16 protein-coding genes are annotated in these 22,077 nt (G+C 73.5%); 5 read left to right on the plus strand and 11 right to left on the minus strand.

Translation table 11 applies throughout. The features are described from left to right. The first annotated feature begins 73 nt into the window (after nucleotides 1–73). On the plus strand, nucleotides 74–532 hold the full coding sequence (locus ADK65_RS11030) for a GtrA family protein (RefSeq protein WP_053669796.1): 459 nt from the start codon (nucleotides 74–76) through the stop codon (nucleotides 530–532). Further along, the gene (locus tag ADK65_RS11035; RefSeq protein WP_053669797.1) at nucleotides 516–1,982 is read left to right on the plus strand and encodes a hypothetical protein; all 1,467 of its coding nucleotides are present in this window, start codon (nucleotides 516–518) and stop codon (nucleotides 1,980–1,982) included. Before ADK65_RS11030 ends, ADK65_RS11035 begins: the two co-directional genes overlap by 17 nt. A gap of 39 nt (nucleotides 1,983–2,021) precedes the next feature. Here the strand turns inward: ADK65_RS11035 and ADK65_RS11040 are convergent, their stop codons facing one another. From ADK65_RS11040 to ADK65_RS11055, 4 genes are all read right to left on the minus strand, one after another. Further along, nucleotides 2,022–3,668, minus strand: a complete 1,647-nt coding sequence (locus ADK65_RS11040; RefSeq protein ID WP_053669798.1) for a glycosyltransferase family 2 protein — start codon at nucleotides 3,666–3,668, stop codon at nucleotides 2,022–2,024. Continuing rightward, complete coding sequence (locus ADK65_RS11045; protein WP_053669799.1) at nucleotides 3,665–5,866, minus strand: CDP-glycerol glycerophosphotransferase family protein; 2,202 nt, start codon at nucleotides 5,864–5,866, stop codon at nucleotides 3,665–3,667. The genes ADK65_RS11040 and ADK65_RS11045 overlap by 4 nt, the downstream gene beginning before the upstream one ends. Before the next feature lie 79 nt (nucleotides 5,867–5,945). Then, nucleotides 5,946–6,770, minus strand: coding sequence for an ABC transporter ATP-binding protein (locus ADK65_RS11050; protein ID WP_053669800.1), 825 nt, complete (start codon nucleotides 6,768–6,770; stop codon nucleotides 5,946–5,948). After that, nucleotides 6,763–7,677 carry an ABC transporter permease gene (locus ADK65_RS11055; protein ID WP_053669801.1) on the minus strand — a complete coding sequence of 305 codons (915 nt, stop codon included), beginning with the start codon at nucleotides 7,675–7,677 and terminating at the stop codon, nucleotides 6,763–6,765. The genes ADK65_RS11050 and ADK65_RS11055 overlap by 8 nt, the downstream gene beginning before the upstream one ends. Nucleotides 7,678–7,869: 192 nt before the next feature. On the opposite strand from ADK65_RS11055, the gene ADK65_RS11060 reads away from it, so the two are divergent. Continuing rightward, nucleotides 7,870–8,496, plus strand: coding sequence for a TetR/AcrR family transcriptional regulator (locus tag ADK65_RS11060; protein WP_053669802.1), 627 nt, complete (start codon nucleotides 7,870–7,872; stop codon nucleotides 8,494–8,496). Between the two features lie 75 nt (nucleotides 8,497–8,571). Here ADK65_RS11060 and galE read toward each other — a convergent pair whose 3' ends face one another. Together galE and ADK65_RS11070 are read right to left on the minus strand one after the other, a co-directional pair. After that, nucleotides 8,572–9,552 carry a UDP-glucose 4-epimerase GalE gene (gene galE, locus ADK65_RS11065; RefSeq protein WP_053669803.1) on the minus strand — a complete coding sequence of 327 codons (981 nt, stop codon included), beginning with the start codon at nucleotides 9,550–9,552 and terminating at the stop codon, nucleotides 8,572–8,574. An 87-nt stretch (nucleotides 9,553–9,639) separates the two neighbouring features. Beyond that, nucleotides 9,640–11,319, minus strand: coding sequence for a glycosyltransferase family 2 protein (locus tag ADK65_RS11070; RefSeq protein WP_053669804.1), 1,680 nt, complete (start codon nucleotides 11,317–11,319; stop codon nucleotides 9,640–9,642). A 157-nt stretch (nucleotides 11,320–11,476) separates the two neighbouring features. Between ADK65_RS11070 and ADK65_RS11075 the strand changes: the two genes are divergently transcribed. Beyond that, nucleotides 11,477–13,096, plus strand: a complete 1,620-nt coding sequence (locus tag ADK65_RS11075) for a glycosyltransferase family 39 protein (RefSeq protein ID WP_053669949.1) — start codon at nucleotides 11,477–11,479, stop codon at nucleotides 13,094–13,096. Here the strand turns inward: ADK65_RS11075 and ADK65_RS11080 are convergent. Continuing rightward, on the minus strand, nucleotides 13,026–13,514 hold the full coding sequence (locus ADK65_RS11080; RefSeq protein WP_053669805.1) for a MarR family winged helix-turn-helix transcriptional regulator: 489 nt from the start codon (nucleotides 13,512–13,514) through the stop codon (nucleotides 13,026–13,028). The two genes, ADK65_RS11075 and ADK65_RS11080, sit on opposite strands and share 71 nt — an antisense overlap. 123 nt (nucleotides 13,515–13,637) lie before the next feature. On the opposite strand from ADK65_RS11080, the gene ADK65_RS11085 reads away from it, so the two are divergent. Then, a complete protein-coding gene (locus ADK65_RS11085; RefSeq protein ID WP_053669806.1) occupies nucleotides 13,638–14,051 on the plus strand; it encodes an organic hydroperoxide resistance protein in 414 nt (137 codons plus the stop codon). Here the strand turns inward: ADK65_RS11085 and ADK65_RS11090 are convergent. The 4 genes from ADK65_RS11090 to ADK65_RS11105 form a co-directional block, all read right to left on the minus strand. Next, nucleotides 14,041–15,630, minus strand: coding sequence for a hypothetical protein (locus ADK65_RS11090; RefSeq protein ID WP_053669807.1), 1,590 nt, complete (start codon nucleotides 15,628–15,630; stop codon nucleotides 14,041–14,043). The genes ADK65_RS11085 and ADK65_RS11090 overlap by 11 nt on opposite strands. Before the next feature lie 139 nt (nucleotides 15,631–15,769). Further along, on the minus strand, nucleotides 15,770–17,575 hold the full coding sequence (locus ADK65_RS11095; RefSeq protein ID WP_053669808.1) for a hypothetical protein: 1,806 nt from the start codon (nucleotides 17,573–17,575) through the stop codon (nucleotides 15,770–15,772). Continuing rightward, nucleotides 17,572–19,812: a bifunctional glycosyltransferase/CDP-glycerol:glycerophosphate glycerophosphotransferase gene (locus ADK65_RS11100; RefSeq protein WP_053669809.1), complete on the minus strand. Its 2,241-nt coding sequence runs from the start codon at nucleotides 19,810–19,812 to the stop codon at nucleotides 17,572–17,574. The genes ADK65_RS11095 and ADK65_RS11100 overlap by 4 nt, the downstream gene beginning before the upstream one ends. Before the next feature lie 8 nt (nucleotides 19,813–19,820). Then, nucleotides 19,821–22,019 (minus strand): bifunctional glycosyltransferase/CDP-glycerol:glycerophosphate glycerophosphotransferase, encoded by a 2,199-nt coding sequence (locus ADK65_RS11105; protein ID WP_053669810.1) that lies wholly within the window; start codon nucleotides 22,017–22,019, stop codon nucleotides 19,821–19,823. Nucleotides 22,020–22,077: the final 58 nt, after the last annotated feature.

The following is a 22,077-nucleotide window of genomic DNA, read 5'->3' on the forward strand; positions in this document are numbered from 1 at the left end:
GGGGCGCCCCTTCTTGGCCTGCCTTAGGGCGATTCGACTGGAGGACTTACCCGATCCGGCTAAGGCTGGGGACGTGACTCTCGATGTCTCCGAGGAACGCCTGGCCGCCCCCGCCCGCCCGGCCCGGCACGTCGTCCTCGAAATGATGCACTTCGCGCTGGTCGGCGGCAGCGGCGTCGCGGTGAACTTCCTGGTGTTCAACGCGCTCCTGCACGGGCTGCACCTGCCCGCCATGGTGGCCACCGTGCCGGCCAGCCTGATCGCGATGGGCGGCAACTACCTCGGTTTCCGGTACGTCACCTACCGTGAGCGGGCCTCCCGGACCCGGCGTCAGATCGCGCTGTTCTTCGGCCTCAGCACGATCGGCGTCGCCATGGAGAGCGGGCTGTTCTACGTCGGCTACCACGGCCTCGGCCTGGACGGGCCGCTGGAATCCAACGCGGTCAAGGCGCTGTCCATCGTGCTGGCCTCCGCCTTCCGCTTCCTCGTCTACCGGACCTGGGTGTTCCCGCACGATGCGCGCCGCGCCTAGACCAGCCGCCCTCGCCGCGTGGGTTCCCGCCTCGGCGGTTCTCCTGCTGCTGCTCCTGGTCATCGTCCGCCTGCCCTGGGCCGGGGACCTCGGGATGCACGCCGCGACCGTGCAGCGCCTGCGGCACGACCTCGTCGACCCGGGCGATCCGCTGGTCGACGCGGACACGCCGAGCCCGTACTACTCGCCCTGGACGCTGATCCTCGGGTGCGTGGCGCGGGTGACCGGCCTGTCCGTCTTCGTGGTGCTGCGCCTCGCGGCGCTGACCGGACTCGCGCTGCTGGTGACGGGGGTGTGGCGCTACGTACGCACCCTGACCGGTCATCGCGCCGCGCCCGCGCTGGCCCTGCTGAGCCTGCTGTTGCTGTGGGGGACGGCCGTGTTCAAGTGGAGCGGCTTCTACGGGCTCGGCTCGCTGGCGCTGACGGTGCCGTATCCGAGCCTGTTCGCGCTCGCGCTGGCGTTCCACCTCTGGGCGTGGCTGGGGCGAGCGGCGCGCGAGGATGCCGGATGGGGGGTGTGGCTCGGGCTCGGGGTGCTGTGGGCGGTGATCCTGCTGTGCCACCAGTTCTCGGGAGTGGTGGCCTCGCTGGGAGCGGCCGCGACGGTGGTCGCCGCCCGGCCGGGCCGTGCGGCGTGGCTTCGGCTCGGCGGCGTTCTGGCGGTGGGACTCGGGGTGCTGGCGCTGTGGCCGTATTACGACTTCTTCGCGCTGTTCGGGGCGGGTGGCGGGCTCGAGGCGGTGCACCGGCCGCTGTACGACGACCTGCTGGGGCGGTACTGGCTGGTGCTGCTCGGCGTAGTGGCCCTCGGGGTGCGGTGGTGGCGCGACCGGTGGGATCCGCTGGTGCTGTTCTTCGTGCTGGGGGCCGCGCTGGTGACGGCCGGCGGGGTGAGCGGGCACTGGTCGTGGGGGCGGGCTCTGCCGGCGGTGCTGATCCCGGCTCAGGTCGCGGTCGCCGTGGAGGTGTGCGAGGCGGGGCGGCGCGGGGCGCGGGCCGGGTGGGCGTGCGTGCTGGGCGCCGCGCTGGCTCTGGGGGCGTGGACGCAGGTGGGGACGGTCGGGTACGTGGTGAAGCCGGGGGATCTTCCGGAGGCCGTCGCGCAGAAGTACCGGCGGCCGTGGACGGGGTACCAGTGGATGACGCCGTGGGTGAGGTACGGGGACGTGGTGATGGTGCGAGAGGGGCGGCCGGCGCGGCAGATCCCGGCGTACGGGGCGTACACGGTGGCGCCCGGGTATCCCGACTTCTTCCTGCCGGACGAAGGACGGCGGGTGAGGGCCGTGCGGAGGTACTTCGCGCAGGGGACGCCGGAGGAGGAGCGGGCGGGGATCCTGCGGGAGTACGGGGTGCGGTGGGTGATCGCGGGGGTCGGCATGCGGGGTGCCGGGCTGCGGGAGGTGGCTCGGGGGCCGGAGGGGCAGGTGCTGTACGCGGTGGTGCGGTAAGAGGTGCCGCGTTCTGTGGCAGCCAGGGGGAACCGGCCGCTACTTCAACGCGCTCGCCACCAGCCGCACCGCCCGTTTCACCCTCGGGCGGGCCAGTCGGCGTACCGTCGGGCGGATCAGGGTCGCCGTGATGCCCACCGGCTCCCAGCGGACCTGGAGGCGGCCCGGGTTGTGGCCCTCCGGTTCCACCGTGAGGTGGTGGGAGGGGACGCGGGTCGTCAGGGCAGGGAAGGTCAGGGGGGCCAGCAGCGGGCCCGTGTGGGACAGGCCCTGGTGCTGGAGGCGGAGCATCGGGTGGCGGATTCCCGCGAAGCCCTGGAGGGGGAGCTGCGCCGTCGCGAGGTCCAGGTGGGCGTGGCCTTCGAAGAGGCCGGGGCGGACGGGGGAGAGCCGGAAGGGGACGTGCAGGCGGCGTCCGCCCGGAGCGATGAGGAGGGTCGCGCGCTGGGGGCCGACGGGGAGGCGCAGCGCCGGGTCGTAGGTGCGGATGGTGAGGTCGACCGAAGCGCCCGGGCCCCGGGTGATCTCCTTGATCTCGTGGCGGAACTGGGCGCTGGGGAAGGGGCGCGTCTCCAGTTCCAGGTCGGAGACGCTCAGTTCGCGGCGTGACCACGCCGACTCGGGGACCCGTTCCCCCCAGTAGGTGCGGCCTGCCGCGTCGGCGGTCACGCTCCTCGGACCCACTGCGTGACCCAGGCCCCGGGCGGCCAGGCGTGCTTCCGGAAGACGGCGGTCGCGGATCAGCTGGATGACGACGCGTTCGGCGCGCGGGAGGCGTGCGAAGGCGCCCGGCGCGAGCGTGTCGAGGTAGGGCGTGACGATGTCCGCGAAGGACGTCAGCCAGGCGTCGTCCCGGTAGGGCAGGTCGCCGGTGTACATCCGCAGGTCGTGCTTGAGGAACTTGTGGTCCTTGTCCTCGCGCAGCGACTCGTGCCCGCTCTCGGACAGGAAAGCGTCGATGAGGTGCTGGACGTGGATCCGGTCCCGGACGTTGGCGAGCTTGTGCCGCTGGTTCGATATCGACGCCGTCTCGGAGGCCGCGTAGGGCGCCACGTACCAGAGGTAGACCGGTTCCGGGATGATCGTGAAGCTCTCGGCCAGGCAGTACGCCTGTGCCGAGAACAGCTGGTCCTCGTAGTGGATGCCCTCGGGGAAGCGCAGGTCGTGCCGGTCGAGGAAGGCGCGGGCGTACATCTTGCTCGTGGACAGGTGCTCGAAGAACAGGCGCGGGTCGGCCTCGATGCCGTCGAGTGTGCGGCGCTCGGCGACCAGGTGCGGCATCCACGTCGAGCGGCGGCCGTCGTCCGCCCGGATCCGCTGCACCGCCCCCATCGCGAAGTCGATCTCGCGTTCGCGGTGCGCGGCGAGCAGCAGCTCGACGGCGTTGCCGGGGAGTTCGTCGTCGCTGTCGAGGAACATCAGGAACGGCGCCCGCGCGATCCGCAGGGCGCGGTTGCGCGGGGCGCTGCAGCCGCCGCTGTTCCGCTCCAGGCGCAGGTGCCGGACCCGGGGGTCCTGGGCGGCCAGCCGCTGTGCCACCGCCGGGGTCGCGTCCGTGGAGTGGTCGTCGCTGATGATGATCTCGAGGTTCGCGTGGGTCTGGCGGCGGACCGATTCGACCGCGCGGGTGAGGCGTTCGGCGTCGTTGTAGACGATGACCGTCACGGTGACGTCGGGGGTGCTCATGCGGTCGCCTCCCGCGGGGCCGGGGCGGGGGTGCGCTCCTCGATCGGCAGCACGGGGGGCAGGTCCCGCTCGTCCTGGCCGAGGAAGACGCGGCGGACGACGCGTTCGGCGGCGCGGCCGTCGTCGTACTCGCAGAACCGGCGCCGGAAGGCGGCCCGGGTCTTCGCCGCGTTCTCGTCGCGCCAGGCCTCGGTGGTGAGGATCTCCGTCAGCTCCTGCTGGGTGCGGGAGACGGGCCCCGGGGCCTGGTCCATCAGGTCGAAGTAGACGCCGCGGGTGGTGCGGTACGTCTCCCAGTCGTCGGCGTGGATCACGATCGGCCGGTCGAGGTTGGCGTAGTCGAACATGATCGAGGAGTAGTCCGTGACCAGGACGTCCGCCGCCAGGCACAGTTCCTCGACCGGGTCGTAGGAGGAGACGTCGATGATCCGGCCGGTGCGGCGCAGGTTGGCGAGCGGGGAGGCGGCACCGCCGTAGAAGTAGTGGCCGCGCACCAGCAGGACCGTGTCCTCGCCCAGGCGGTCGGCGAGGGCGGCGAGGTCAAGGCGCGGGGTCCAGCCGGCCTCGTAGTCGCGGTGGGTCGGCGCGTACAGGACGGCACGGCGGCCCGGGGCGATGCCGAGGCGGTCGCGGACCGCGCGGATGTCGTCGGCGCCGGCCGTGTAGTAGACGTCGTTGCGCGGATAGCCGTGGTCCAGGGAGACGTAGTGCGACGGATACGCGCGCTCCCACATGCGGGTGGTGTGGCTGTTGGCCGAGACGCTGAAGTCCCACTTGTCGATGCGCTCCAGCAGCGCCTGGAAGTCCAGGCCCTGCGCGGCGGCCGGGAACGCCATCTGGTCGAGGCCCATGCGCTTCAGGGGCGTGCCGTGATGGGTCTGGACGTGGATCGCGTCGGGGCGTTTGACCACCGCGTTGGGGAAGTTGACGTTGTTGACGAGGTACTTGGCGGTCGCCAGCACCTCCCAGTAGCGGCGGCTGCCGGGCACCACGTGGTCGGTGCCGGGCGGCAGGAGGGCCGCGTTCTCCTCGGTGACCACCCACACCGCGTGGATCTGCGGGGCGAGTTCGGCGAGCTTGGCGGCGATCGCGGCGGGGTTGCAGGCGACGCCGCGGTTCCAGTACGCCGCGAACACCGCGAGATGCGGGTTGACGGGACGGCCGAGCGCCCTGCGGTACTGGTGGTCGCGGAGCTTGGCACCGGCCTGGCGCTGCCGGGCCCGGACGACCGATCTGGCGTTGCGGCGGGCGCGGTTGACGGCCTGGAAGGCCCGGTACTTCGCGTAGGCGCCCTCCTCCAGCAGGGAGCGGCGGACCCCTTCGAGCCCGGCCGGGCGGCGGTGACCCTCGGGGCGGCGGCGCAGGGCGGCCAGGGACGCGCGGCGGAAGAACTCGCGCGCCACCTCCTCCGGCATGCCGCCGCGCGCGAAGGTGCGCAGGCAGTCCCGGACCATCAGGTCGTAGAGCACGGTGTGCGCGGCGCGCCGGTCGCGGGTGAGGTCGAGGAGGGACTCGTAGCGCTCGACGAGGCGGTACCGCTGCTCGGGCGGCACCGGGGGGAGGCTCGCGGGCCGCAGCCCGCGGTCCTCGTAGGCGACGTGCGGCAGGCAGGCGACGCGGTCGGCGAGCAGCAGGGTGGCCAGGGCGGCGTACGGCTCGTCGTCGGTGCTGAGCCGCGACTCGTGCGCCCGCCAGAACTCCGCGCGCAGGGCGCGGGTGCCGAGCAGCGGGGTGAGCCGCAGCAGGGGCGCGCAGTCGTCGAGGGTGACCTCGGCGCGGCCCGCCCGGGCGAGGAGCGGGCCGTCGGGGGAGGGCATGCCGGAGGTGTGCCAGGTGCTGCGGACATGGTCGAACAGGAGGACGTCGACCTCGCCGGGAAGCTCGGCCACCCGCTCCGCGATCGTGCGGGAGGCCCCGGCGGGCAGGCCGTCCTTGGCGTGGACGAAGTGCAGCCAGCGGCCTGAGGCCCGGGCGGCGCCCGCCGCGCGGGCCGCCGCGTCACCGGTGCCGTCCGGCAGCGGCACTACGTCGACCGCGCCGTCCGGGGTGTGCCGCTCGGCCGTCTCCCGGGCCCAGTCGCCGACCGCCGCCACGATCACCTCGGCGTCCGGCAGGGGGTGGGCGGCGAGGGAGTCGAGGAGTTCCGTCAGATGGTCCTGAACGTTCGGCCCGTGGACGATCACACTGAGCTCGGTCATCCCGGGGACCCCCTCTCACAGCTGCACCGTATGCGGTCATGCTGCCATCAATGAGACAAAAGGGCCGATCGGGTGGGCCTCACGAGGGAACGGCGGCCTTCGGCCTGGCCTTCGGCGCCTTGTCCCCGGTGAACGCCTCGTACTCCTTGAGGACGTCCTCCGTCGGCCCGTCCATGCGCAGCTCACCGCGCTCCAGCCACAGCACCCGGTCGCAGGTGTCGCGGATCGACTTGTTGTTGTGGCTGACCAGGAACACCGTGCCCGCGTGCTTGCGCAGCTCGCGGATGCGCTCCTCCGAGCGCTTCTGGAAGGAGCGGTCGCCGGTGGCCAGCGCCTCGTCGATCAGCAGGACGTCGTGGTCCTTGGCGGCGGCGATGGAGAACCGCAGCCGGGCGGCCATGCCGGAGGAGTACGTCCGCATGGGCAGCGTGATGAAGTCGCCCTTCTCGTTGATGCCCGAGAAGTCGACGATCTCCTGGTAGCGGTCCCTGATCTGCTCGCGGGACATGCCCATGGCCAGGCCGCCGAGGTGCACGTTGCGCTCGCCCGTGAGGTCGTTCATCAGGGCGGCGTTGACGCCGAGCAGGGAGGGCTGGCCGTCGGTGTGGATGGCGCCGTTCTCCACGGGCAGCAGACCCGCGACGGCCTTCAGCAGGGTCGACTTGCCGGAGCCGTTGGTGCCGATCAGGCCGATCGCCTCGCCCCGGTAGGCGACGAAGGACACGTTCTTCACGGCGTGCACCCGGCGCACGCCCGAGGCCTTCTCGCTCTGCTTGCGGCGCACGATGCGGTTGAGGGCTGCGGTCGCGGAGCCGCGTCCGGCGCCGGTGCCGTTGACGCGGTAGACGATGTCGACGCCGTCGGCGACGACGGTGGGGATCTTCTCGCTCGGGTGCTCAGCCACGGCCGTAGGTCTCCTCAGCCTTCCAGAAGTAGATGAAGCCGCCGACGCCGGCGAGCAGTGCCCAGCCGGCCGCGATCGCCCAGACGTGGGCGGGGAGCTGGCTCGCGTGGAAGCTGTCGATCAGGGCGAAGCGCATCAGGTCGATGTACACGGCCGCCGGATTGGTCGCCAGCGCGATCTTCACCACGTGGGGCAGGCTGTCCTTCTGGGCCAGCTTGTCGATGCTCCACATGACGCCCGAGACGTACATCCAGGTGCGCAGGACGAACGGCATCAGCTGGGCGATGTCGGGTGTCTTGGCGCCCATCCGGGCCATGACCATCGAGACGCCCGCGTTGAACGTGAACTGCAGGAACAGGGCCGGCAGTGCCAGCAGCCAGGAGGCGGAGACCGGCACGCCGAAGCAGAGCAGGATGACGATCAGCGCGCCCATCGAGAACAGCAGCTGCTGGAGCTGCTGGAGGCAGAAGGAGATCGGCAGCGCGGCGCGCGGGAAGTGCAGGGCCCGCACCAGGCCGAGGTTGCCGGAGATCGCGCGGGTGCCCGCCATGATCGAGCTCTGCGTGAACGTCCAGATGAACACGCCCGTGACCAGGAACGGGATGTAGTCCGGCACGCCGTGCTTGGTACCGAGCAGCACGCCGAAGATGAAGTAATAGACCGCCGCGTTCAGCAACGGGGTCATCACCTGCCAGACCTGGCCGAGCTTCGCCTGGCTGTACTGCGCGGTGAGCTTGGCGGTGGCGAACGCGGTGATGAAGTGGCGGCGGGCCCACAGCTGCCGGACGTACTCGGGCAGGGAGGGCCGCGCGCCGCTGACCGTGAGGCCGTGGCGGGCGGCGAGGGCCGCGAGGTCGTGGTCGGCCTGGGCCGGGGGCTGGGGCGGTGTGTGGAGGACCGTACTCACATCCGCTGCTTTCGCTCGGGGGAGGGGTGCGGGGCTGGGGCCCGGGGTCCGTGAGGTCCGGAGAGGGTCGTTCTCTTGCCGGGTTCTTCACGAACTCTTACGTCGGGACGGGACCGTATCGTCGTAACGGGAGCGTACGTCGGATGAACGTCGGAACGCAACCGTTTCGTCGTGACGCCCTATGCTGTCGGCATGACGACGAACCCCGACGAGCCCCAGCAGTCACCGCGTCGCCGGGCCCCCGCGGGGGCGGCCGTACTGCGGGAGGACGTGACGGAAGCGATCCGGGCGGCCGTCTTCGAGGAGCTCGCGGCCGTCGGCTACGCGCGGATGTCCATCGAGGGGATCGCACGCCGGGCGGGGGTCGGGAAGACGGCGGTGTACCGCCGCTGGCGCTCCAAGCTGCACCTGGTTCTCGACATCGTCTCGGCGCTCGCCGTGCAGGGCCTGCCCGTGCCGGACACCGGCTCCCTGGAGGGCGACCTGCGGCTGCTGTACGAGGTGACGTCCCGCGCCCTGCGCCACCCCGTCGCCTCGCAGGTCATCCCCGACCTCCAGGCGGAGGCGGCCCGCAACCCGGAGATCGCCGAGGCCATGCAGAAGGCCCTGCGGGAGGGCCAGGACGGCGTGGCCACCGGCATCGTGACCGCGGCGGAACGCCGCGGCGAGCTGCGCGAGGGCGTCGACCACGACCTCGCCCTCGACCTGATCTCCGGTCCCCTCTACTGGCGCTCGGTGGTGATCCGCAGCCCGAAGCTCCCGAAGGGGTACCTGGGCGCCCTGGCCCGGGCCACGTCGGAGGGTCTGAAGGCGCTGTAGGGCGGGCCCGTCAGGGGGACCCCGTTCGAGTGAACCCCGGCAAGGGCCCCGGGGCTCACTCAGAGGCCGGGCGGATCAGCCCCGCCGTGCCTCCGGGTGAAGCCGCACCCACCCCTCCCACGCCGACGTGATCATGTCCTGCACGTCCAACCGGGCCTTCCAGCCCAGCTCCGCGGCCGCGCGGTCGGCGGAGGCGACCACGCGGGCCGGGTCGCCCGGGCGGCGGGGGAGGACGGCCGGCGGCCGGTCGTGGCCGGTGACCGCGTTGATGCGGTCGATCATCTCGCGGACGGAGACGCCCTCGCCCCGGCCGATGTTGAGCGTCAGGTCGCGGCCGGGGGAGGAGCGCAGCACCCGGGCCGCCGCGACATGGGCCTCTGCCAGGTCGACGACGTGGATGTAGTCGCGCACGCAGGTGCCGTCCGGGGTCGGGTAGTCGTCGCCGAAGACGCTCGGCGGCGCGGCCTCCGTGAGTCTTTCGAAGACCATCGGCACGAGGTTGTAGACGCCGGTGTCCGCCAGTTCCGGGTCCGCCGCGCCCGCCACGTTGAAGTAGCGCAGGGACGCCGTCGACAGTCCGGTCGCCCGGCCCGTCGCACGGACCAGCCACTCACCGGCCAGCTTGGTCTCGCCGTACGGCGACAGGGGCTCGCACGGCGTCTCCTCGGTGACCAGGTCCACGTCCGGCATGCCGTACACCGCCGCCGAGGAGGAGAAGACGAGGGAGCGCACGTCCGCCGCCGTCACGGCGTCGAGCAGCACCCGCAGGCCCTCGACGTTCTCCCGGTAGTAGTGCAGCGGCCGTTCGACGGACTCGCCCACCTGCTTCTTCGCCGCGAGGTGGACGACGCCGGTGACCGAGTGGTCCGCGAGGGTGCGGGCGAGCCGCTCGGCGTCCAGGGTCGAGCCCACCACCAGCGGCACCCCCTCGGGCACGCGCGCGGCGATGCCGGTGGACAGGTCGTCGTACACCACGACCCGTTCGCCCGCCGCGGTCATCGCCCGTACGACGTGCGCGCCGATGTAACCGGCGCCGCCGGTGATCAACCAGGTCATGTGCGGCCGTCCCCTCGTCAGTTGGCCCGTGGTGGTGGTGCTGCGCGCTGATCCGTCGCTGTCGCTGTCGTCGCCGTCGTCGTGCCTTCAGTGAAGCAGGCGGCGCAGCCGGGCGCGTACGACCGACAGCACACCGCGTACGCCGGGCGCCACCCGCAGCGCCAGCGCACCGGAGTGGGTGGAGTACGGCTGAACGAGTACCACGCCCAGCCGGGCGTTCGGGACGGCGCGGCGGCGCAGCAGACCGGCGCCCCGCAGAGCGTGCGCCGTGACGTCCCGGCTCGCGCCGTCACGGAAGCGGACGCGAAGGCGCAGGTCCCAGGTGCCCGCGCCGAGCGCGGCCAGTGCGCCGAGGTCGACGGCCGTCTCCCCCGACCAGGTGGCCTCGCGCCCCTCGGGTCCGGCGGTCCCCGCGGCCCCGGGCCGCGCCCCCGCACACGCCGCGAGCGCCACCCTCGCACCCCGGACCACCACGTCACCGTCGTCCCGGTGCCGCCACTCCACCTCCAGCGCCTCCGGCCCCGCCTGCGCCGCCCGCCCGTACAGCTCGTGCAGGCGCAGCCGCAGCCGGGTGCCCCGCGCGCCAGGCCGCAGCTCGCCGTCGACGGCGAAGGGCAGCGCCCGCACCGGCCGGGCCTGAAGGGGTTCCAGGGAGACCTGCGGGAGGCCGTGCGACCAGACGGGCGTGCCGTCCGCGGCGCGGGCGTACGGCGGGCACAGGCGGGCCGGACGGGCCGCGAGCTCCCGCAGCCGGAGCAGGTCGCACGGCTCCGGGGAGGCCAGGACGACCCGCCCGATCAGCCGGCCGGGAGCGGCCGGGTTGCGGGCCCAGTCGTCGGCGTCGTACTCCGCGAGGTGCGCCCGCGTGAGCTCCCACCAGGCGCGCTGGTACGCGGCGTCGCGCAACCCCAGTTCGCGCACGTACATCCGCAGGTCGTGGTCGAGGAACTTGGCGCGTACGGCCCGCGCGAGTTCCTTCTGCCCGGCGCCCAGCAGCACCTCGTACGCCTGTCGGCACGCCTGGGTGCGGGCCCGCCAGTTCTCCACACCGGCGCGGTCCAGGGAGATCGACAGCCGCCCGGCGGACCGGCGCACGTGCCAGACGTAGACCCGGTCCGGGACCAGGGCGATGCGCGGGACCGCGGCCAGCACCCGCGCGCTGAAGACGACGTCCTCGTACGGGAAGCGGCCTTCGGGGAAGCGGATGCCGTGCGTGCGCAGGAAGTCGGTGCGGTAGAGCTTGTTGACGCAGAGCGTGTCGTGGACCAGGCGAGGTCGCCGCGCGGGGTGCGGTACCACGGCGTGCAGCGCGTAGAGGCGCCCCTGCCAGGGGACTTCGCGCCCCGAGGGCAGCTCCCGGCGTACGCACAGGCCGCCCGCGACCTCCGCGTGCGCGCCCTCGGCCGCCCGCAGCAGCGCCTCGACCGCGCCGGGCGGCAGGATGTCGTCGCTGTCCAGGAACATCACGTACGGCGAGGTCACCGCGCCGAGCCCGGTGTTGCGCGGGGTGCCGCAGCCGCCGCTGTTGACCCGGCGGCGGATCACCTTGAGCCGGGGTTCCGAGGCGGCGAGCCGTTCCAGCAGGCCGGCGCTGCCGTCCTGGGAGCAGTCGTCGACCGCCACCACCTCGCGCACGGCCAGCCCCTGGGCGAGCGCCGAGCGCACGGCGTCGGTCACATGGGCGGCGTCGTCATGACCGATCACCACGACGGCCACCCGGGAACGCGGCGTCCGGGTGGCCCGCTCGGTCTCGCCCTCGGCATTCATCACTGTGGATCGTAAGCCGGGTGAATGACATGAAAGTGGTAACACACCACCAAACCTCCGCGAACCCTCAGATTCGGCACAGAATCGGGCCGTGAAGAGCGGACGGTGGAGGGGGAGCTGCAGCTTCGCCACGGGGGCGCTGCCCGTGGCGGTGCCCATGGCGGTGATGCTCGCGACCGGGCTGTGGGGACTGGACCGCGGGGGCATGTGGGGAGACGAGAGCGTCACCTTCCAGGTCGCGCAGCGCACCGTTCCGCAGATCTGGCGGCTGCTGCACGACGTGGACGCGGTACACGGCCTGTACTACCTGTTCATGCACGCCGTCCTCGCCCTCCACCCGGACGAGGTCGTGCTGCGCCTGCCGTCGGTGTGCGCGGCGACGGCGACCGCCGGCCTGGTCGCGGCCCTGGGCGTCCGGCTGGCCGGGCCCCGGGTCGGCCTGGCGGCCGGTGCCCTCTACGCGATCACCCCGATGGCCGGCCACTACGCCCAGGAGGGACGGTCGTACGCGCTGGTCGCGGGGGGAGTGGCAGGGGCGACGCTGCTGCTCCTGAGGGCCGTGGAGGGGGCGGGGGCCCGGGCGTGGTGGGGGTACGGGACGGTCGTCGCCCTGACCTGTGCGCTGCACGAGCTGGCGGTGCCGGTGCTGGGCGCGCACGCGCTGACGCTGGCGCTGCTGCGGGTGCCGAGGAGGCTGTGGTCCGGCTGGGGGCGCGCGGCGGGGGCGGCGGCGCTGCTTCTCCTGCCGCTGGTGTGGGTGTCGCAGGGGCAGGCCGGTCAGGTGTCGTGGCTCGTGCCGCCCGGGTGGGACCGGGTCGACAGGCTCGCCCGCAACTTCGCCCCCGGCCCGGCGGGGCCGGTGTTCTGGGGTGCGTCGCTGCTGATGGTCCTGGGACTCCGGGAGCGGCGCACGGCCGCGGTCGCGGTACCGCTGCTGCTCGTGCCGCCGGGGATCCTGATGGCCGTGTCGCAGGTCCGGCCGCTCTACCACGACCGGTACGTGCTCTATGCGCTGGCGGGCGCGTCCCTGCTGGCCGCGGCGGGGGCCGGGCGAGTGGGCCGGGCGCTGGAGCGGGTGCTGACGAGGGTGCCGGTCGGTGGGTGGCCGGTGAGTGGTGTCGGGCTGCGGGGGCGGTTCGGCGCGCCACGGGTGCGGGCCCTCGTGGGCGTCACCGGCGTGCTCGCCCTCGTCGGCACCTTCCTGACTCAGCTCCCCGTGCACCGTCAGGACCGCTCCGCCGCGCACCGCCCGGACAACCTCGCCGTGGTCTCCGAGCTCGCCGTCCGCCGGATGCGCCCTGGTGACCCGGTGCTGTTCGTGCCGTCGGTCGGAAGGCTCGCAGCGCTGGCCTACCCCAAGGGGTTCCGGCGGGTGCGGGACATCGCGCTGCGGGAGTCCGCGCCCCGCTCCGGGACCTTGTGGGGCAGGGAAGCGACCCCCGGGGAACTGCGCCGGCGGCTCGCCTCGGTGGACCGCGTCTGGGTCGTCGCCGAGGCGCACGTGCTGAACCCACGCCGGCCCCCGGCCGATCCGGTCGAGCGGACCAAGCTCACCGTCCTGGGGAAGGAGTTCACCGTCCGGGAGGAACACACCCGGGACGGGGTGGTCCTCCGCCTCCACGTCCGGCGGCAGCCGGGCGGCACCCCGCCCGGTGGGCAGGCCGGCACCCCGCCCGATGTGCCGGCAGGCGACCCGCGCGGCGCGGCTACGACGGCCCGGCCGGTGCCCCGCTCTGGTGCTCCGCGAGCGCCGCGGCGGCGTCGAGGGCGGTGGTGAGTTCGTCGAGGCGGGCGCGCAGGGCGCGGACCTCCTCCGGCCCGAAGCCGGTCGAGGACGCGATCCGGCGCGGGACCTGCAGTGCCCGGCCGCGCAGCGCGACGCCCTCCTCGGTCAGCCGTACCTCCACCGACCGCTCGTCGCGGGCGCTGCGCTCCCGGCGCACCAGTCCGGCCGCCTCCAGTCGCTTCAGCAGCGGTGACAGCGTGCCGGAGTCCAGACGCAGGTGCTCGCCGAGCTTCTTCACGGGCAGCTCGTCGTGCTCCCACAGCACCAGCATCACCAGGTACTGCGGGTAGGTGAGGCCGAGGTCCTTGAGGATTCCGCGGTAGACCCCGTTGAAGGCGCGGGAGGCCGCGTGCAGGGAGAAGCAGATCTGCTGGTCCAGGCGGAGCCAGTCGTCGTCCGGCGTGTTCATGCCTCCAGGATAGCTCGCGCCCGTCATTCAATTGCGCACAACTAAATTGTGTGCTCTAATTCTGGGTGTCAGGCGGCCCGGGAGCGGGCCGCCGAAACGTTGACGTGAGAGGGAAGGTTTTCCATGGACGCGCTCTACACCGCTGTCGCCACCGCCACCCACGGCCGTGAGGGCCGGGCCGTCAGCTCCGACGGCGTGCTGGACCTCGCCCTGGGCATGCCCCAGGCGCTGGGCGGCAACGGCCAGGGCACCAACCCCGAGCAGCTCTTCGCCGCCGGTTACGCCGCCTGCTTCGGCAGCGCCCTCGGCCTCGTCGGCCGCGCTGCCAAGGTCGACGTCAGCGACGCCGCCGTGACCGCCGAGGTCTCCATAGGCAAGCAGGGCGAGGGCTTCGGGCTCGCCGTCGTCCTCCGCGTGGAGCTGCCCGACAGCGTGGACGAGGCGACCGGCCGCAAGCTGGTCGAGCAGGCCCACCAGGTCTGCCCGTACTCCAACGCCACCCGGGGCAACATCGAGGTCGACCTCGTCATCGAGTAGGTCCGAAGGACACCGGACCTCGCCCTCCGACCCGCGCCAGCACCTCTCCCGTCCGTCTGCTCCACGCCACCACCACCGCCTCCTCGGGCACCGGGTGCCAGCGCGTCAGCAGCAACCAGCGCACGTGGTAGCGGCGGACGACGGCGGAACGCTCGGCGCGGGTCGAACCGGGGGCGAGATAGGCGCGCACATCGGCCGCCCGGCGCTGCCGCTCCCGCTCGTCGAGAGCGGGGTCGGGCCAGATGGGCGCGGCGAGGTTCGGCCCGTACCCGGCGATGGCGTGACTGGCGAAGTACCCGTCGGTGATGACCACCTCGCCGTGCCCGATGTGCCGGGCCGCCCAGTCGTACGACGGCCAGCGCGTCGGCTGCTCGAACCCCACCGGGTCGGCCGAGCGCGGCACCACCGCCCCGGCGTGCACGGTGACGAACCCGGCGCACACCCCGGCCGCCGCCGCCCAACCCAGCACCCGTCTCGCACGACGCCAGGGCCGGGGCGCCGCCAACTCCACCGCCAGGGCGAACTGCAGCGGCACCAGCACGGCCCACAGGGCCCGGGCGTACGTGTAGTGCCCGCTCGCCCAGCCGTACGCCACCAGCAGGCACTCCAGCAGGAACATCCACACCAGCGGATCGCGCGCCGACCTGCGGGCCCGGACCCACAGCGCGGGCAGGCCGAGCAGCGCGAGCCAGGAATTGGCGAGCATCCTCTCGTACAGCTGCCGGTGCATCGCGTCCATGCCGGTGTCGCCGACCAGGGTCAGCACGTCGTAGTACGGCCACGCCACCGCGACCGCCGCGCAGACCGCCCCGGTGAGGAGCCAGCGAGCCACGACCCCGCGGCGCCGGCCGCGCTGCCGGGCCGCCACGATCGCCGCCGCCCCGGTGAGCGCCGAGGCCGCCGTGACGGGGTGGGTGAGCAGGATCAGCCCGTACAGGGCGCCGATCCCGGCGTACCCCCACCAGCCGCCGAGCCCGCTCGGACCGACGAACCGCACGGCGGGGGTGTCCCCCCGCGCGCGGGTGCCCGTCCAGGCCCACGCCCAGAACGTCAGGCCGATGGCGATGGTGGACGGGTAGCCCAGGTTCGTCGTCATCGACATCAGCCCGAGGTAACCGCTCCACAGGACCCGCGCGGTACCCCACAGCAGCGTCATGAACAGCAGCGCCCACACCGGCGCCCACGGGCGGGGGGTGAGGGTCCTGACGAAGCGGCCGATCCCCGTCAGCAGCACCAGCAGGTGCACCGGCCCGGCGAGTTTCACGACCTCCCAGCCGGACAGCCCCGTCAGCCGCGCGAGCACGCCTTGGGCGACGGCGTACGGGCCGTAGTACGGGCTGCCCGCGCCCGGCAGGTCGGCCATGCTGTGGGCCGGGTGCAGCAGGTCCGCCCTGAGGCGCTCGACGACCGCCGCGTGCTGCCCGGCATCGCAGCACAGCGGGATCCGCCAGTACGCCAGCGTCATCACCAGCCAGAACAGGACGCCGTAGAACCGGTAGGGGGTGAGCCGTCCGGCGCGGCCGCCGCGCAGCGCCGTCGCGCCGCGCACGGCCCGCCGGACCAGGGCCGGGGCGCTCACCGGAGGGCGGAGGGGGTCTGGGGCATGCGCCGAATGTTCCCGCCCTACGCATGCCCTGACCCCGGATCACTTCATCGAGTGAGGCGGCTACCCCACCTGCCGGTCGTCCGGCTGACAGCCGCTCCCCACCTGCCGACGCTCAGTCGCACAGCGCCCGCTGGGCCGCCGCCGGCCAGCGCGCGAAGCGGAACCGCGTCCGCTCGACCGAGCCGGTGAGGTTCTGCCAGAACCGCTCGGCGGTGAGCGGCGCCCGCACCGACTCCCGCAGCTCGGCGAGTTCGCCGCAGCCCAGCGCGGCCCGGGCCGCCACGACCGTCTCCCGTGCAGTCCCGGCCCGCAGCAGGTCGCGCCGCGGGGGGCGCTCGGCCGCCCACTCGGCGAAGATCCAGTGGTTGCGCAGGAACTTCTCGTGCCCGGGCCAGCTCCACCGCTCCAGCGCCAGATGCGCGCCGATCGGACTGGCCAGCCCCCAGGCGTCGTTGACATAGGCGTCCAGTGGCGCCGCCGCTCCCGTCACTCCGAGGTGACGGCCCACGATCACCACCCGGTACGGCGCGTCCGTGCGCATCGGCGTGGCGTGCAGCCGCCGCCCGGCGTCGAAGTAGAGCAGCGTCGGCCCGGGAGCACGCTCCGCCCGGGCCAGCATGGCGCGCCCCTCCGGCAGGGCGGGCCAGTTGGTCACCCAGGTGGCGCTACGCACCGGGTTGTGATCGCCGAGGCTCTCCACGTCGGAACTGCGCACGTTGAACGACCCGGGCGTGCTGCGCACGTCGAACGGCGCCCGCAGCGGGCTGACCGTCACGCACAGCCACACCGCCAGCAGCACGCTCGCGGCCCCGGTGACCCTGCGCGCGGGCACGACCAGAACCGGCAGGAGCAGCAGCAGAAGGGCGGGGAGGATCATGCGGGCGTGCATGTAGTCGCCGCCGACCCGCACGACGTACCCGGCCAGCAGCAGGCCCGCGGCGAGCGGCGCCAGCAGCACCGCGAGCGAGGCCCGCCCCGGGACACGGCCCCGCCGCTCCCGGCGGGTGCGCCGCACCAGCAGGACGGCCAGCGCCCCGAGCACCGGGACCACCGGCCACAGCCAGTACGGCCCGAGCGTCTCCTGCACATACCCGGCGCCCCGGCTCCAGTCGCTGGCACTCGCCTCCTTGGCGATGGCGGGCAGCGGCACCAGGATCCCGTAGTACCCCGCCCGGAACACCTCGTACGCCATCGGCACCGCCCCCGCCGACGCCAGCACCGCCGCCGTGCGCCGCCGGGAGGGGCGCAGCACCCACCACTGGGCGGCCAGGAAGCACGCCGTGACCACCGCGAGATCGGGCCGGACCAGCGGACCCAGACCGAACACGAAGGCGGCCGCGCACGTCACCCGGGTCTGCTGGCCACCCCGGCTGCGTGTCAGCAGCCACCACGACAGGCCGGTCCAGAAGGTGCCGAGGCCGCTCTCCAGACCCGACGTCATGTACGACCAGAACGGCGGCACGGCCGGCAGCACGAACACACCCGCCGGCAGCAGCAGCCCGCCGCCCAGGTGCAGTCGGCACGTCGCTACCAGGGCGAACGCGAACCCGGCGGTGCTCAGCAGCAACCCCAGTCCGACCGCGAGGAACGCCGGGTCCTCGCCGGAGACCCAGGCGGCGAGCGCGAGCAGCCACTGCCAGAGGGTGCCCGTCGAACTCTCCGCCCGCTCCCCGACGTTGAACACCGGCCCGTTGCCCGCCAGGATCTGCCGGACCGGACGCAGGTAGATGAGCCCGTCGTCGCAGATCCAGCGGCGCCGGTAACCCAGCACGAACAGGGCCGCGGTGGGCACGGCGACCAGGGCGGCGTGCCACCACCGCACCGCCCGCAGCCGCTCGGCGACGGCGGGCGGCCGGGACGAGGAGGCCCGCTGGCCGGGCAGGGAGGGGACGGCCTCGGGGGTCGCGGGAGTTCTCATCTCTCGATCAGCGCCTCGGGCCGGGTGCGGACACCCTCGGTCCGGCGGGCCGCGGGCAGCAGCGCCCCGCCCCGCTCGCCCAGCATCAGCAGCCGGACGACCCGCTCGGCGGCCCGCCCGTCCTCGAACTCGCAGTACCGCTCCCGGAACCCGGTGCGCAGCCGTGCCGCCTCGGCGTCCTGCCAGGTGCCGGACGCGAACAGCCCTGCCAGCTCGCGGTACGAGCGCGACACATGGCCCGGCGCGTCGGCCGTGATGTCGAAGTAGGCGCCCCGGCTCGCCGCGAACGCGCCCCAGTCGTCGGCGTGGACGACGATCGGCCGGTCCAGCAGGACGTAGTCGAACATCAGGGCGGAGTAGTCGGTCACCAGTACGTCAGAGGCGAGCATCACCTCCTCGACGTGCGGCTCGTCGGTCGCGTCCACCAGCACCCCCCGCCGGTGCAGGTCGGACAGGCCGAGGCCCCGCGCGACACCCGCCGCCAGCGACGGGTGCAGCCGGACGACCAGCGTGTGCCCGGGGCCCAGGTCCTCGGCGAAGCGGGCGAGGTCGAACCGGTCGACGTGGCCGCCCCGCCGGTAGTCGCGGCGGGTGGGGGCGTACAGCACGACCGTGTCACCGGCCGGGACGCCGAGCCGCTCGCGCACCTCGCGGCCCCGCTCGGGCCCCGCGCCGACCAGCACGTCGTTGCGCGGGCTGCCGGTCCGCAGCGAGGTGAAGCGGCACGGGTACGCCCGTTCCCAGGCCTGTTCCGCGTACCGCCCCGCGACCAGGCTGAAGTCCCAGCGGTCCGCCCGGCGCAGCATCTGCGGCACGTCGAAGCCGTGCCGGGCGCCCGGCTTGGTCAGCAGGTCGGCACCCATGTACTTCAGCGGGGTGCCCTGATGGGTGTGGATGTGCACGCTGCCGGGCCGCTTGGCCAGGGTGCCGGGCCAGTTGACGTTGTTCACCCAGTACGTGGCCCGCGCCATGACCTCGTGATAGCGACGCGAGCCGGGCGTCACGTGCTCGATGCCGGGCGGCAGCGCGTCCACGGCATCCTCCCGGACCACCCACACGCCCCGGATGTGCGGGGCGAGCTCGCGCGCCTTCGCGTGGATCGCCGCCGGATCACCGCTCACGCCCCGGTGGTGGGTCGCCGAGTAGACGGCCAGGTGCGGATCGAGGGGGCGCTTCGACTGGGCCGCGTACCAGCCGCGCCTGGCCGTCTCCGACGCCTTCCTCGCCACCCGCCGCCGCCCGCCCAGGGCGGCCGCGCGCACGTCCCGCAGTCCGCGGACCGCCGCGTACGACGCGTAGGGCGCCGAGGCCAGCAGCCGCATCTCCACCCCACGCCGGCCGTCCGGCAGCGGGAAACCGCCCTCGGGGAGGTGACGGCGGTGGAAGGAGCGGATCTCCCGGTAGAAGTCGCCCCGGTCGGCGGGCCGTACCCGGTCCTCGCGGGCCAGCACGAACAGCATGTGGTCCAGGGCCCGTTCGAGCAGCAGCGGCCGCGCCCAGTCCAGGTCGGGACGCTGCTCCAGGAACGCGAACAGGCCCTCGTACTGCGGGAAGATCTCGAAGTGCCGGCGCCCGGGCGTTTTGGTGATCGCGCCCTGCCGGCGCTGCCGGTACTCCACGCCGATCCGGTCCAGGCAGGCGATCCGCCCGGCCAGCACCATCGACCGGTAGGTGACCGGCGCGTCCTCGTACAGCCCCGCCGCGTACCGAAGCCCGTGTTCCTGGAAGAAGGAGCGCCGGTATGCCTTGTTCCAGGCGACCAGGAACAGGTTCAGATACTGCGGGCTCTGCCGGATGCAGAACGTCTCCAGGCCCGCCGCGGCCAGCAGGTCCGCCGCCTCGCTGCGCCCGCCCCGGCCCCACCAGTGGGTGCGCACATGGTCGAAGACCAGGATGTCCGGCTCGCCCGTCGCCGCCAGCCGGGCGGCGACGGCGGCCAGCAGGCCCGGCGTGTAGGCGTCGTCGCTGTCCAGGAACAGCACGTAGTCGCCGGCCGCCTGCGCGAGGCCCGCGTTGCGGGCCCGGCCGAGACCCACGTTCTCCGGCAGGTGCAGCACCCGCACCCGGTCGTCGCGGGCGGCGTACTCGTCGAGGATCGCGCCGCTGCCGTCGGGCGAGCGGTCGTCCACGGCGATCACCTCGAAGTCGCCGCAGGACTGGCCGAGCACCGAGTCGAGACACTCGCGCAGGAAGCCCTGCACCTTGTAGACGGGGACGATGATGCTGAAGCGGGGCACGTCTTCGGTCAGCTCCTTGTGAGGGTGGCGGCGGGGGCCGGGACGCGCTCCGCGAGCGGGACCACGGGCGGGATCGACTCGGGTGGCTCCCCGAGCAGCACCCGGCGCACCACGCGCTCGGCGGCCCGCCCGTCGTCGAACTGACAGAAGCGCTCCCGGAACGCGGCCCGCAGCGACGCGGCGGACTCGTCCGCCCAGGAGCCGTCGCGGAAGACGGCCGCCAGCTCCCCGGGCGTCCGCGCGACCCGGCCGGGCGGGGACTCCATCAGGTCGAAGTAGACGCCCCGGGTCTCCCGGTACACGTCCCAGTCGTCCGCGTACACCACGATCGGGCGGTCCAGGTTGGCGTAGTCGAACATGATCGACGAGTAGTCCGTGATCAGCGCGTCCGCCGCCAGGCACACGTCCTCCGAGGAGCGGTGCCCGGTGACGTCGATGATCCGTCCGCCGCTCCTGCTCGTCCCCTGGTCGTAGAAGTAGTGGGCGCGCAGCAGCACCACGTACTCGTCGCCGATCGCCTCGCAGAACTCCGCCAGGTCCAGGCCCGTCTCGAAACCGGTGGCGTAGTCGCGGTGCGTGGGGGCGTACAACAGGGCCTTCTTGCCGTCGGGGACGCCCAGTTCCTTGCGGACACGGGCCACGTCCTCGGCGGACGCCGTGCAGTAGACGTCGTTGCGCGGATAGCCGTACTCGAGCGTCTCGTGCGCGCTCGGGAACGCCCGCTCCCACATCTCGGTGGAGTGCCGGTTGGAGGTCAGGTTGTAGTCCCAGCGGTCCACCCGGGTCAGCAGCCTGGCGATGCTGCCGGTCGCGGCGGCCACCACAGGGTACGTCGCCTGGTCGGCGCCCATCATCTTCAGCGGGGTGCCGTGCTGGGTCTGCAGGTGCACGCTGCCGGGGCGCTTGACCACGGCGTCGGCGAAGTTGGCGTTGTTGACCAGGTACTTGGCGCGGGCCAGCACCCGCCAGTACGTCCGGCTGCCGATCACCGCGTGTTCGACGCCCGGTGGCACGCTGCCCACCGCGTCCGGCTCGACCAGGAACACCGCGCGCAGATGCGGCGCCAGTTCGCGGGCCTTGGCGTGGATCGCGGCCGGGTTGCAGACGTAGCCGCGGCCCCAGTAGGCGCAATACACGACGAGGTTCTCGTCGAGCGGCCGGCGCAGGTCCAGCGCGTAGCGCAGCCGGGTGCGCAGCCCGCGCGGGCGGGGGAGCAGCGTGGCGGCCCGCAGTACGGTCCGGTTGACGGCGCGCAGGGCGCGGAACGCCGGGTAGGACCCGGAGGCGAGCAGCCGGTGCTGGACGCCGAGGCTGCCGCCGGGCGCCCGGTACCCGGCGGGGCGGTGCCGCCGGTAGAGCGCGCTCGCCCGCCGGAAGAAGGCCCGGCGGCCGGACGTCAGCCGCCGGGGGTGGGCGGCCGTCTTCAGTACGGCGGCGAAGAGCTGTTCGAACAGCGGCGACAGCCGGTCCGCCGGAAGCTCCTGCTCCGCGGCCCGCGCCAGCACCAGCTCGCACTGGTCGAGCAGCTCGGAGTGGTGCTCGCCGGGCAGGCCCAGCCGGTTGCCCTGCCGGCGCAGCAGGTGCCGGACGACGACCGCGCGCAGCACCGCCACCCGCTCCGCCCGCAGGCCGGCCAGCCCGCCGAAACCGATGTCGGTGTAGTGCTCCCCGGGGAAGGCGAGGTCCTGCTCGGTGAGAAAGGCCCGCCGGTAGAGCGCGCTCCACGCGGGGAGCGCCACGCCCGTCAGCCGTGGGGCCAGGCCCGGGGAGAACGCCCCGTCCGGCGTCCTGGCCAGCAGGGGCGCGGCCGGGTTGGCCGGCTCGCCCTCCCACCAGGGGGTGCGCTCGTGCTCGAAGTACAGGACGTCCACGTCACCGGTCTCACCCAGCCGGGCGTCCAGCGCCGCCAGTGCCCCCGGGGCCAGGAGGTCGTCGCCGTCGAGGAACAGCACATGGCCGCCGACGGCCGCCCGCAGCCCGGTGTTGCGCGCCCCGGCCAGCCCGTCCGACGGCGGCGAGTGCACCGGCGTCACCCGGGAGTCCCGCTCGGCGTACCCGGCGGCGATGTCCGCCGCCGGTGCGTCGGGCGCGTCGCACACCGGGATCAGCTCGAAGTCTCCGAACGACTGGGCGAGGACGGATTCCAGCGCCAGGGACAGCCGGCCCGCGACCCCATGGGACGGGACGACGATGCTGAAGCGGGGCATGTGGCTCTTTCTGTCGGGAGGCGGGTCTGTCGGGGGCGGGCCGGGTCACACGGGCCGC

This window comes from Streptomyces sp. NRRL B-1140 (genome assembly GCF_001280065.1).
GTDB lineage: Bacteria > Actinomycetota > Actinomycetes > Streptomycetales > Streptomycetaceae > Streptomyces.